Origin of the sequence: Streptomyces sp. DT224 (assembly GCF_049844595.1) — a bacterium.
GTDB lineage: Bacteria > Actinomycetota > Actinomycetes > Streptomycetales > Streptomycetaceae > Streptomyces.
Genome location: NZ_JBNCLI010000015.1, coordinates 3,496 through 15,441, shown reverse-complemented (window position 1 = coordinate 15,441; position 11,946 = coordinate 3,496). Strand labels below are relative to the sequence as shown.

The 11,946-nt window shown below is 71.7% G+C and carries 12 protein-coding genes and 1 riboswitch; of the genes, 3 read left to right on the top strand and 9 right to left on the bottom strand.

Going from position 1 to position 11,946, the window contains the following annotated elements; genetic code table 11:
* The first annotated feature begins 383 nt into the window (after window positions 1-383).
* Together ACLQ2N_RS31750 and ACLQ2N_RS31745 are read left to right on the top strand one after the other, a co-directional pair.
* Window positions 384-980 carry a hypothetical protein gene (locus ACLQ2N_RS31750; protein WP_425818486.1) on the top strand — a complete coding sequence of 199 codons (597 nt, stop codon included), beginning with the start codon at window positions 384-386 and terminating at the stop codon, window positions 978-980.
* A gap of 316 nt (window positions 981-1,296) precedes the next feature.
* On the top strand, window positions 1,297-1,503 hold the full coding sequence (locus ACLQ2N_RS31745; RefSeq protein ID WP_073969024.1) for a DUF5999 family protein: 207 nt from the start codon (window positions 1,297-1,299) through the stop codon (window positions 1,501-1,503).
* Between the two features lie 86 nt (window positions 1,504-1,589).
* Here the strand turns inward: ACLQ2N_RS31745 and gcvP are convergent, their stop codons facing one another.
* Complete coding sequence (gene gcvP / locus ACLQ2N_RS31740; RefSeq protein WP_425818484.1) at window positions 1,590-4,475, bottom strand: aminomethyl-transferring glycine dehydrogenase; 2,886 nt, start codon at window positions 4,473-4,475, stop codon at window positions 1,590-1,592.
* A gap of 193 nt (window positions 4,476-4,668) precedes the next feature.
* A riboswitch (glycine riboswitch) is annotated at window positions 4,669-4,766 on the bottom strand.
* A 118-nt stretch (window positions 4,767-4,884) separates the two neighbouring features.
* Here gcvP and ACLQ2N_RS31735 point away from each other — a divergent pair.
* Window positions 4,885-5,253, top strand: a complete 369-nt coding sequence (locus ACLQ2N_RS31735; RefSeq protein WP_425818482.1) for a PRC-barrel domain-containing protein — start codon at window positions 4,885-4,887, stop codon at window positions 5,251-5,253.
* Here ACLQ2N_RS31735 and ACLQ2N_RS31730 read toward each other — a convergent pair.
* From ACLQ2N_RS31730 to ACLQ2N_RS31695, 8 genes are all read right to left on the bottom strand, one after another.
* Window positions 5,178-6,647: a DNA polymerase IV gene (locus ACLQ2N_RS31730; protein ID WP_425818480.1), complete on the bottom strand. Its 1,470-nt coding sequence runs from the start codon at window positions 6,645-6,647 to the stop codon at window positions 5,178-5,180. The genes ACLQ2N_RS31735 and ACLQ2N_RS31730 overlap by 76 nt on opposite strands.
* A gap of 93 nt (window positions 6,648-6,740) precedes the next feature.
* Window positions 6,741-7,286: a MerR family transcriptional regulator gene (locus tag ACLQ2N_RS31725; RefSeq protein WP_425818729.1), complete on the bottom strand. Its 546-nt coding sequence runs from the start codon at window positions 7,284-7,286 to the stop codon at window positions 6,741-6,743.
* A 239-nt stretch (window positions 7,287-7,525) separates the two neighbouring features.
* Window positions 7,526-8,002 (bottom strand): bifunctional nuclease domain-containing protein, encoded by a 477-nt coding sequence (locus tag ACLQ2N_RS31720; RefSeq protein ID WP_164403789.1) that lies wholly within the window; start codon window positions 8,000-8,002, stop codon window positions 7,526-7,528.
* Between the two features lie 53 nt (window positions 8,003-8,055).
* A complete protein-coding gene (locus ACLQ2N_RS31715) occupies window positions 8,056-8,796 on the bottom strand; it encodes a MerR family transcriptional regulator (protein WP_425818478.1) in 741 nt (246 codons plus the stop codon).
* 42 nt (window positions 8,797-8,838) lie between these two features.
* Window positions 8,839-9,654 (bottom strand): FHA domain-containing protein, encoded by an 816-nt coding sequence (locus tag ACLQ2N_RS31710; protein WP_425818727.1) that lies wholly within the window; start codon window positions 9,652-9,654, stop codon window positions 8,839-8,841.
* 130 nt (window positions 9,655-9,784) lie between these two features.
* Window positions 9,785-10,561, bottom strand: a complete 777-nt coding sequence (locus ACLQ2N_RS31705) for a DUF881 domain-containing protein (RefSeq protein WP_425818476.1) — start codon at window positions 10,559-10,561, stop codon at window positions 9,785-9,787.
* Window positions 10,562-10,566: 5 nt separating this feature from the next.
* Window positions 10,567-10,899 (bottom strand): small basic family protein, encoded by a 333-nt coding sequence (locus ACLQ2N_RS31700; protein ID WP_003970459.1) that lies wholly within the window; start codon window positions 10,897-10,899, stop codon window positions 10,567-10,569.
* Complete coding sequence (locus ACLQ2N_RS31695; RefSeq protein ID WP_425818471.1) at window positions 10,896-11,798, bottom strand: DUF881 domain-containing protein; 903 nt, start codon at window positions 11,796-11,798, stop codon at window positions 10,896-10,898. The genes ACLQ2N_RS31700 and ACLQ2N_RS31695 overlap by 4 nt, the downstream gene beginning before the upstream one ends.
* Between the last annotated feature and the right edge of the window lie 148 nt (window positions 11,799-11,946).

The window sequence follows — 11,946 nt, the reverse complement described above, 5'->3', positions numbered from 1 at the left end:
CGCACACACGCTAATCTGAGCGCCGGGGCCCCGGGCACATTCACTCGGCATGACGCAGGGGGCCGTTTCCCCGTGCGGCGGGCCCGTAAAGCCCCGACGGGTTTCGGCCGACCGCAGCGCGGGAAAAACCCGAGGCGGCGGCTGCGCCGCTCGCGCCGAATCAGCATGATCTCCGCATAATAAAGTCCGGATACCGCCTTGCCGGCAATAGCCGTGGCGGCTAGTGGAAACACCGCGTGAACACGTGTCGTATAAACTCCGCGGACGAGGCAGAGAGTTGACGCACCGGCTCAGTCACCGGCCTCCTCTGGCCCCGCACGCCGACAACGCCGTCCGCACCCGCCCGCGCACCACCGTGTCTCCGAAGTGAGAGGCGACCCAATATGCCGCTGCATGTTCCCCCGGCCCCCGCGCCCGCGCTGCGCAGCGTCCTCGCGGCGCTCGGTTCACCGACCGCCGTCCGCGAGGCCCGCACGCCCGCCCTGCGGTCCGCACAGGGACCTCTGAGCCCCGAACACCCGCTGCCCGTCCATGTGCTGGGCGTCGCCCCGGGCGACCTCGCACCCGCCACCCGGCTCGCCGCCTGGCGCTTCCAGATCCGCAGCACGGAGCGGGCGGTGGCGGCGGCGGACACCATGCTCACCGCGGACGGCTGGGCCTTCTCGCACTTCTTCGAGGGCCCGTACATCGCCTCGACGGAGCTGGCGCTGCGCCAGGCGGAAGGGATGAGCGGCCCCTACCAGCCGAGGCTGCTGTCCATCCCCGACCTGTACATGCTGGCCCTGTGGCTGCACGGCGACCCGACGGCGGACGCCTCCTGCGGCGCGCCCGCTCCGGACGACGTGCTCGTGCCGCTGTCCCCGGCGCCTCCCGGCTTCGCCGCCCACCGGCCGCACCGGGCCGCCGACCTGCTGCCGGTGATCACCACCCGCATCACGCCCGGCCCGGGTCCGCTGCTGGGCTCGCCGGCCCCGGCCTGAGACCGTCCCCTCCGCGTGCCGCGCCCCGTCGCCCCCTCCGGGCGGCGGGGCGCGGCACGCGGACGCGCGTACGGCACCCCGCCCATCCGGACTAGTCCCATCCGGCCACCCCGAACCACCCGAAGTGACAGTGCAGTTGAGTTGAACCGTCCGGGCGGGTGACGCGTCATGGGAGGAGTGGAAGCGCTGCGGCGAAATCCCTGCGGATTGTCGCCCGTAGGGCAACACTGGGATTCGACCGATCGATACGGGGGCGGTCATGAACACCTCTTCACACCGCAGGCCACTCAACTCGACGCAGCGAAAGAACCCATCCATGTGCCAGCACCAGCCACCCTGCCCGACAGCCGACTCAGCCGACCGGGAGGCCGCCCGCCAGGTGGCCCACCACCCGGAGCAGGGCTGGAGCCTGCTGTGCAACGGCGTCCTGCTCTTCGAGGACACCGGTGAGCTGCTTCCGGACGGGCAGATCATCGCCCCGCACAGGCCCCTGGCGGCGAGCCGGGTGGTCAAGGCCGCCTGAGCGGCAGGTACGGAGAAGGGGCCGGCCCGGAGAGTCTCCGCACCGGCCCCGACGCGTGTCCGCGTCACACCGCTTCGCTCACCTGATCAGTTGTCGTACTCGTCCAGGGGCGGGCACGAGCAGACGAGGTTGCGGTCACCGAACGCCCCGTCGATCCGGCGCACCGGCGGCCAGTACTTGTCGGCGGCCGAGACCCCGGCCGGGAACACCGCCACCTCCCGGCTGTACGCGTGCTTCCACTCCCCGCCGAGCGCGGCGGCGGTGTGCGGGGCGTTGGCGAGCGGGTTGTCGTCCGCGCTCCACTCCCCCGACGCGACCTTCTCGATCTCGGCGCGGATCGCGATCATCGTGTCGCAGAAGCGGTCCAGCTCCGCGAGGTCCTCGCTCTCGGTCGGCTCGATCATCAGCGTGCCGGCGACCGGGAACGACATGGTCGGCGAGTGGAAGCCGTAGTCGATGAGCCGCTTGGCGACATCGTCGATGCTGACGCCGGTCGCCTTGGAGATCGGCCGGAGGTCCACGATGCACTCGTGCGCCACGAGACCGGCCGGGCCGTTGTACAGGATCGGGTAGTGCGGTTCGAGGCGCTTGGCGATGTAGTTGGCCGCGAGTACGGCCACCTGCGTCGCGCGCTTCAGGCCCTCGCCGCCCATCAGGCGTACGTACGCCCACGAGATCGGGAGGATGCCGGCGGAGCCCCAGGGGGCCGCCGAGATCGGTCCGACGCCGGTCTCCGGGCCCGCCGCGGGCTGAAGCGGGTGGTTGGGCAGGTAGGGCGCGAGGTGCGCGCGCACACCGACCGGGCCGACGCCCGGGCCGCCGCCGCCGTGCGGGATGCAGAAGGTCTTGTGCAGGTTGAGGTGCGAGACGTCGCCGCCGAACCGGCCGGGCTTGGCCAGGCCGACCAGGGCGTTGAGGTTGGCGCCGTCGACGTAGACCTGGCCGCCGGCGTCGTGCACCTCGGCGCAGATGTCGGCGACGTGCTCCTCGAAGACGCCGTGCGTCGACGGGTAGGTGATCATGAGCACGGCCAGCTCGTCGCGGTGCTGCGCGATCTTGGCGCGCAGGTCCTCGATGTCGACCTCGCCGTCGTCGGCGGTCTTGACGACGACCACCTTCATGCCGGCCATCACGGCGCTCGCGGCGTTGGTGCCGTGCGCGGAGGACGGGATCAGACAGACGGTCCGGTTCTCGTCGCCGTTGGCGCGGTGGTACGCGCGGACGGCCAGCAGCCCCGCGAACTCGCCCTGCGAGCCGGCGTTCGGCTGGATGGACACCGCGTCGTAACCGGTGACCTCGGCCAGCCGCTCCTCCAGCTCGCGGATGAGCGTCAGGAAGCCCTGCGCCTGCTCGGCGGGCGCGAACGGGTGCAGCGCGCCGAACTCGGGCCAGGTGATCGACTCCATCTCGGCGGTCGCGTTCAGCTTCATGGTGCAGGAGCCGAGCGGGATCATGCCGCGGTCCAGCGCGTAGTCGCGGTCGGCGAGCTTGCGCAGGTAGCGCAGCATCGCGGTCTCGGACCGGTGCTGGTGGAAGACCGGGTGGGTGAGGATCGCGTCGGTGCGCAGCAGCGACTCGGGCAGCGCGTCCTCGGTCGAGGCGTCCAGCGCCTCGACGTCCCCGTCGGCGCCGAAAGCGGCCCAGACGGCGGCGACCTGGGCACGGGTCGTCGTCTCGTCGCAGGCCAGCGAGACGGTGTCGGCGTCCACCAGGCGCAGGTTCACCCCGCGCTCGCGGGCGTCGGCGACGACCTCGCCGGCCTTGCCCGGGACGCGGACGGTGAGCGTGTCGAAGTAGGAGCCGGTCACCACGTCGACGCCGGCGGCACGCAGGCCCTCGGCGAGGATCGCGGCATAGCGGTGGGTGCGCCGGGCGATCGTGCGCAGGCCATCGGGGCCGTGGTAGACGGCGTACATGCCCGCCATGACGGCGAGCAGCACCTGCGCGGTGCAGATGTTGCTGGTGGCCTTCTCACGGCGGATGTGCTGCTCGCGGGTCTGCAGGGCCAGCCGGTACGCCTTGTTGCCGTCGGCGTCCACGGAGACACCGACCAGACGGCCGGGCAGGCTGCGGGCGAACGTGTCGCGGACCGCCATGTAGCCGGCGTGCGGGCCGCCGAAGCCGATCGGCACGCCGAAGCGCTGCGTGGTGCCGACGGCGATGTCGGCGCCCAGCTCGCCGGGCGAGGTGAGCAGCGTGAGGGCCAGCAGATCGGCGGCGACGGTGACGATCGCGCCCAGTTCGTGCGCCTGGTCGATCACGGGCTTGAGGTCCCGGACGGCCCCGGAGGCACCCGGGTACTGGAGGAGCACACCGAAGACGCCGCGCTCGGCGACCTCGGCCGGGATGCCGTCGGTGAGGTCGGCGACGACGACCTCGACGCCGGTCGGCTCGGCGCGGGTCTCGATGACCGCGACGGACTGCGGCAGGGTGTCGGCGTCGACCAGGAAGACGCCGTTCTTGACCTTGCCGACGCGCCGGGCGAGCGCCATGGCCTCCGCGGCGGCGGTGCCCTCGTCGAGCAGGGAGGCGCCCGAGGTGGGCAGGCCGGTCAGCTCGGCGACCATCGTCTGGAAGTTCAGGAGGGCTTCGAGGCGGCCCTGGGAGATCTCGGGCTGGTACGGCGTGTAGGCCGTGTACCAGGCGGGGTTCTCCATGACGTTGCGCAGGATCACCGGCGGGGTGAACGTGCCGTAGTAGCCGAGCCCGATCATCGGGGCGAGGACCTGGTTGCGGTCGGCGAGCAGGCGGAGTTCGGCCAGCACCTCGGCCTCGGTCCGGGCCCCCGGCAGGGCCAGCGCCTCGGCGCTCTTGATCACGTCGGGCACAGCGGCCGCGGTCAGCTCGTCCAGCGAGCCGTAGCCGACCTGGGCGAGCATCTTCGCCTGCGCCTCGGCGTCCGGGCCGATGTGGCGCTGCTCGAAGGGGATGCCCTGTTCCAGCTGCGTGAGCGGGGTGCGACGGGGGGTCATGGTGGAGGCCTCCTGGTCTGTCACGACCTGCGAGGGGCACCGCGGCGTCGGGTGCCCTGACGGCCTCCCCCTCTGTCATCTCAACCTGAGAGCTTCACCGGCACCACGCGGGCGCCGGCTTTCACCGTCGGTGAGGGAGAGGCTCCGTACGGCCCATCGGCCGCGCGCAACCCGCCCTGCTTTCCAGAGTGACCTCGTCCGTGCGGTACGGGGGCCTGAGAGATTCCGGGGAGGATTTGCTCCTTCGGCGTCCTCCGGATCGACTCCGGACGACTCTCCCGCACGGGGTCAGCAGCCATGGCCAGCCTACCAGCGGGGTACACGGCGAGAATTCTCGAGTGGCCAAGACCACGGAACTGCATTTCTGTAGTCCCTGTGGACCAGCCGCGACCCGTGTGGGAGGGACCCCGTGCAGACCGACATCGACCCGCGCAGCCTGATCGGCCGCAAGGCTTTCGACCGCAAGGGCACCAAGATCGGGACCGTGGACGAGGTGTACCTGGACGACGCGACCGGCGTCCCCGAATGGGCTGCCGTGCGCACCGGGCTCTTCAGCCGTGACGCCTTCGTCCCCCTGGAGCCCAGCGAATTCGTGGACGACACGCTGCGCGTCCCCTTCGACCGGGCGCTGATCAAGGAAGCCCCCGATTTCGGCGTGGGCCGGCACCTCTCCCCCGAGCAGGAGCTCCAGCTCTACCGTCACTACGGCCTGGACGCCGCACCGGGCCCGCCGGCCCCGGACCGCGACTTCGGCCGGCTGGCGGGCCAGGAGGAGTAGTCGGGCGGGTCCGGGACGAGCGGCAGGGGGTCGGCGGCCCGCAGCGCGGGATCGTCCACGCGGAACGTACGCACCCGGCCGGGCGCCGTGGCGCCCGGTTCCTCGAACCGCACGGTCACCCGGCCGACCCCGCTCCCCTGCACCCAGCCGTGTCCGTGGACCTCGTGCAGCACGTCGTGCCCGGCCGGCCAGCGGCGCGCGGCCGGCTGCTCGGCGGTCTCCTGCGGTCCGGGCCCGCCGTCCGCCGCCGCCTCGCGGCCGTCTGCGTCCTCCCGCGGCCGTGCCCCGTCGTCCTCCGGGAGGGCCGCCGCCTCCCGGGCACCGGCAGCCTGGGCGAACAGGTCCTCCTGGGTGTAGTCGGCGAGCCCCGTGACGCCGACGCCCAGCAGCCGCACCCCGCCGGTGGTGTCCACGGCCTCCAGGAGCCGGGCGGCTGCCTCCCGGACGACCGCGGGGTCGTCCGTGGGCCCGCGCAGCGTCTCGGAGCGGGTCAGCGTGGAGAAGTCGTACCGGCGCACCTTGAGGACCACCGTGCGCCCTGAGCGCCCTGCGCCCCGCAGGCGCTGGACGCACCGGTCGGCCAGGCGTTCCACTTCGGCGCGCACCCGGACACGGTCGTGCAGGTCCATGTCGAAGGTGTCCTCGACGGATACGGATTTCGCGTCCCGCTCCGCGACGACGGGCCGGTCGTCGAAGCCGGAGGCCATCCGGTGCAGCGCGGCTCCGTGCGCCTTGCCCAGCAGCCGGACCAGCTCCGCCTCGCCCGCCTCGGCGAGGTCGTCGACCGTCGTCATGCCGGCGCGGCGCAGATGGTCCGCCGTGGCGGGGCCGACGCCGGGCAGGGTGCGCACCGGCATGGGCGCGAGGTGCGCGCGTTCGGTCCCGGGCTCGATCAGGCGGATCCCGTCGGGCTTGGCCTCCTCGGAGGCGATCTTGGCGAGCATCTTGGAGCCGGCGAGCCCGACGGAACCACTCAGCCCGGTGACCGCCCGGATGGCCTCGCGCAGTTCCCGGCCGATCTCCAGGGCGGAGGCGGTGTCATCGGCCGTGCCACCCGCTTCGAGGTCCACGAACGCCTCGTCCAGGCTGAGCGGTTCCACCAGCGGTGAGAGCCGGCCCAGCAGCTCCATGACCTGGTCGCTCACCGTCCGGTACAGCGTGAAGCGCGGGACCAGGTAGGCGGCGTTCGGAGCGAGCCGTCTCGCCTGCGCCATCGGCATCGCCGAGTGCACCCCGAAGCGCCGCGCCTCGTACGACGCGGTCGCGACGACCCCGCGCGGCCCCAGCCCGCCCACCACGACCGGTTTGCCGCGCAGGCTGGGCTTCGCGGCCTGCTCCGCGGAGGCGTAGAAGGCATCCATGTCCAGGTGCAGGATGGTGGGCGCGGCTCTCACACCAGCCGATGCTGCCCTACGGCACTGACAATCGCCGCGTCGGCCCGGGCCGGGCGCCCGCGATTCCCGCCCCCGGGGCGCGCCCTCAGGGGCTCAGACGGCCCGGTTGCGGCGCCGGGCGAGCTCGTCGGCCGGGTTGTGCCCGATCAGCGTCTCGCCGGTGTCCACGCGCTCCCCGTGCAGCTGCGACAGGGCCGCGTCGACGTCCCGCCAGACCACTCCGACGGCGATCCCGAAGACGCCCTGGCCGCCCTGGAGCAGGTCGACCACCTCGGCCGGTGAGGAGCACTCGTAGACCGTGGCCCCGTCGCTCATCAGCGTCATCCGCTCCAGGTCCTGGAAGCCGCGGGCCCGCAGGTGCTGGACCGTGGTCCGGATGTTCTGGAGCGCCACTCCGGTGTCGAGGAAGCGCTTCACGATCTTCAACAGGACGACATCCCGGAAGCTGTAGAGCCGCTGGGTGCCCGACCCGTACGCCGGACGGACGCTCGGCTCCACGAGACCGGTGCGTGCCCAGTAGTCCAGCTGCCGGTACGTGATTCCCGCCGCCGCGCACGCCGTGGGCCCTCGGTAGCCGATGTCGTCGGCCGATGCCACGCCGCCCCCCGCCGTCGCAGCCGGCGCGGCCGACTGCCTGATGGTCCGGCCGGCCGTACTCCCCTGCTGCGGATACGGCGCACCCGCTGCCGTACCGTCGCCGCTGCTTCTCACGCCGACCTCCGTCCTTGACCTGCCCACTCGAAGGTAGGCAGTCACCCGGGGTGCGTCAACGATCGCCACACTCGGCACGCCGAGTGATAATCACCCTGAGGGTGGTTTCGCGTGACCGTTGACGGGGAAAGGCTCACCGGATGTGCCGGTGGCCGCCCCCGTAGACGTCACTGGCTGTTGTTCGTCCCGAAGTCCTCCGGAGAGATCTGGTCGAGGAACTCGCGGAACTTCTCCACCTCGTCCTCCTGCTCGTCGGGGATCGCGATCCCCGCGTCGTCCAGCACCCCGTCACTGCCATAGATCGGCGTGCCGGTACGCAGGGCGAGGGCTATGGCGTCGGAAGGCCGCGCGCTCACCTCGGCACCGCCGGCGAAGACCAGCTCCGCGTAGAAAACCCCTTCGCGCAGGTCCGTGATCCGGACCTCGGTGAGCTCCTGGCCGACGGCCTCGAGCACATCCTTGAAGAGATCATGGGTCAGCGGCCTGGCCGGAGCCATGCCCTGCTGGGCGAAGGCGATTGCGGTCGCCTCACCGGGACCGATCCAAATAGGGAGATACCGGTCGCCTCCCACTTCACGCAGGAGCACGATCGGTTGGTTGGAGGGCATTTCCACCCGGACACCCACAACGTCGAGCTCGTTCACACAGCAACCCTAGGACGTGCCCGGCAGGTTTGGGTAGTCGGGCTGGTCCGCCTTCAGTGCAGCCGTACCTGCAGAGCGGTCTGCACGAGCGCGGAATGCAGCCGTACGGACAGCTCCGCCAGCTCCTTCGCGGTCGCCTCCGCATGCGCCCTGGTCTGCGGATTCCGGTGCCGGCGCAGCGGCGCGACCATCTGCTCGATGAGCCCGGCCTCCCGGTCGGCGGCAGCCCGCACGGCCCTCAGATGACGAGGTTCCAGACCGAATCGACCCAGTTCCGCCACAAGCCTGGCGACGGTGACCATCCCGGCGTCGTACCCGCCGTCCGCCGAGGGCACGACCAGCCCGTACGACTCCCAGTCGTCCAGGTCGCTCTCGGTGACTTCGGCGGCGACCAGAAGCTCCGCGCGGCCGATACGGGCGGCCGTGGCCCGGCCCGGCGCCCCGGCGGGCTCGTCGTCCGCCTGCCGCGGGTCCCCGCCGGGCGTCGGGAGGGCCACCTGCTCGCCGCGGGCGAGGGCGTCCATATGCTCACGGATGACCTTCAGCGGCAGGTAGTGGTCCCGCTGCATGCGGAGCACCTGGGCGAGCCGCTCGACGTCCGCCGCGACGAACTTCCGGTAGCCGGAAGGGGTCCGCTGCGGTTCGACGAGCCCCTCGGCCTCCAGGAAGCGGATCTTGGAGATGGTGACCTCGGGAAACTCCTCCTGCAGTTGCAGGAGCACCGTGCCGATGCTCATCGGCCGGTTGTCGGCGGCGGCGCCGTGTCGGGCACCGCCGCTCGGTGTTCTCAGCATGGACCTTCCTGGGGTTCCCCCCGGACGGCGTCCGGGGGCGGGTCAGATGCCCCGCTGGTTCGCGTAGAAGACCAGCCGGTACTTGCCGATCTGCACTTCGTCGCCGTTGGACAGGGCGACGGAGTCGATCCGCTCACGGTTGACATAGGTGCCGTTGAGGCTGCCGACGTCCCCGACCGTGAAGCTGCCGTCGGCACCCCGGCGGAACTCCACATGACGGCGGGAGACCGTCACGTCGTCCAGGAAGATGTCGCTCTGCGGGTGGCGGCCGGCCGTGGTCAGCTCGCCGTCCAGCAGGAACCGGCTGCCGCTGTTCGGGCCCCGTCGCACCACCAGGAGCGCCGAGCCGAGCGGCAGGGCGTCGACGGCGGCCTGCGCCTCGGGCGACAGCGACGGCACGGCGGTCTGGCCGGTGGCCTCCGCCTCGTACGCCTCGAGGCCCGAGATCGAGATGGTCGACGTCGTCTCCGAGGCGCGCTCCGGGATCCCGCCCCGCAGCGGAGCGCCGCAGTTGGAGCAGAAACGACTGGCCTCGGCATTGCGGTGGCCGCACCTCGTACACACCGGCATGGACGAAGCCTCCTGGCTCGGGGCTCCGAAACCTATGCGGCCGGGACCGGCAGGGTCAACGGACGACGCGCCGGGACCGCCCGGGTAGTCACCCCCCTGGCCTGCCACCTGGTCGCGGAAGAGCGGGCGCTCCGCGCCCTGCTCGTCGGGCTGACCGTGGCGCGGCGCACGATGACGTGCGGCCTCATCGCGGGCGCTCTTGCCGAACAACTTCCCAAACAACTTCACGGGCGATTCCCCTTGACCGAAACAGACCCGCCCGTGGGGCAGGACGAACCCTGAATGAATACACCTGCCGACCCGGACATCTTCACAACGTCCGTATCCACCCGACAGTTTCCACCACGCGCCACGATTACGATGCGGCGACCCCCCGCAACCGTCCGCTCGTGTTCCCCGACGCCCGGGCGCCCGGGGATCACTGGCCCGACGACCGAGCGTAGTCAGGCCGCTCCGCCGGTCGCAAGGCGTCCACGGCAATGTCGTCGGCGCGGGCGACATGCACCGTGGCCTGCTCCTTCTCCAGCGTCTGCACGACACCCCCGGGGATGTTCAGCGCCGGTTCCAGATCCTGCGGCTTGCCGATGACCTTGAAGACGTACGGCGCGGTGATCTTGCGCCCGTCCACCTTGACGGAGCCCGCGTCACCGGAGAAGTACGTATTGGCCACCACGCGGACCCCGTTGACCTCGACGGCCTCGGCTCCGGCCGCCCTGAGCTCCTGCAGGGCGTCGAGCAGCATGTCGGGCCGCACGCCACCGCCGACGTCGTCGACCGTCATGGTGATCCCTGGGCCGTGGGCCGCCACGGTCCCGGCGAGCACGCCGAGTTGCCGCTCCTTCTCGACCGTCTGCTTCCGGGCCTCCTCGGCCTGGTCGGAGCTGTTCTCCAGCTCCGTGCGCTGGGCGTCGAGGCGCTGCTTCTCGTCCTCCAGCCGCTGTGTGCGGTCGTCCACCTCGTCCAGGATGCGCACCAGGTCCTCCTGGCGCGCGCCGCGCAGGGCGTTGCTGTCGCTGTTGGACCGCACCTGGATGGCGAGCCCGAGGCCGAGGCCGAACAGCAGGAGGGCGACGATGAGTTGGGCGCGGGTCACCCGGAGCGGCCAGAGGCCCGCGACCAGCCGCTGACGCCCGGTGAGCTCTTGAGGGGCGTCCGCCGGCTGCTCCCCGCCGTCGTTGAATGCGTCGTTGCTCATCGGCATCAGGCCCGGAAGACGTGCCGGCGGATCGCCGCGGCATTGGAGAAGATGCGGATGCCCAGGACGACCACCACGCCCGTGGAGAGCTGGGCGCCGACGCCCAGCTTGTCGCCCAGGAAGACGATGAGGGCCGCCACGACCACGTTCGAGAGGAACGAGACCACGAAGACCTTGTCGACGAAGATGCCGTCGAGCATGGCCCGCAGCCCGCCGAACACCGCGTCGAGCGCGGCGACGACGGCGATGGGGAGATAGGGCTCGACCACCGCCGGAACTTCGGGCCGGACCAACAGTCCGACCACGACTCCCACGACGAGGCCCAGTACGGCGATCACGATGTGCCCTTCCCTGTGTCTGCGGCCTTGTAGGGCTCTGCTGTCCGTACGATCAGGCTCGGGGCGGCCGGAAGGCTCAGCTTCTCCTGGACGGAGATGCTGGTCCGGATGTCGAAGGTGTCCTTCAGCGCCTGCAGGTACTGGCCGTCGGCACTGTCCCGGAAGGCCGCACCCAGCTTCTTGCCGTCCCCCACCGCGAGCACCGAGTACGGGGGCACGAGCGGTTTGTTGTCGACCAGTATGGCGTCGCCCGCGGCCCGGATCGCCGACAGGGCCGTCAGCCGCTGTCCGTTGATGGCGATGGCCTCCGCGCCGGACTCCCACAGCCCGTTCACGACGCGCTGCATGTCCCGGTCCCGGACCCGCCCGGTGTCGGAGAAGCCACTCGTCTCCCGGGGCCCGCCACCACCCTGGTCGGTGTCCTCGGCGTCGTCCACGACGACCTTGACCCCCGGCCCGTGCACGGGCGTGGCCCCGGAGAGCAGCGCCACCAGCTCGCCCTGGTCTCCCCCGTGTTCCTGGAGGGCCTTGCGCTGCCGGCTGCTGACGTCGTCGCGGACCTGCTCCACCTGGGATTCCAGGGTGTCGGCCGCCGCCGTCTCGGCGTCGATACGGTCGATCAGCTCCTGCTTCTCCTTGGCCAGGACCGGCGCGGTCACCCGCGCCTGGGCGGCTCCGAGCGTGACGACCAGCGCAGCGAGGACCAGGCAGGCGGCGAGGCCGAGTTTGGCTTTGAGCGTGCGGGGCATCCCCGCACGCCCCTCCGCCGCCCGCCGCGCCGCCGCTTCGGCGTAGCCGTCGTCCAGGCTGTGCTCCATCACGTTCGTCAGCAGCAGCATGGACGCGTCGGGGCGCTTGGACGGCGGGGCCGTGCTCCGACCGGGGGGCTGCTGCGACATGCCGCACATCGTCGCATGTCGCGGCGGCTTACGCCGAATGGCCCCACCGATGACCGCTCGGCCGCGGGGACGGGCGGTGCGTCCGCCCGTCCCCGCGGCCCCGGGGCAGGTGGCCCCGCGGTCCACCACCGCCCCCCACACGGCCGGC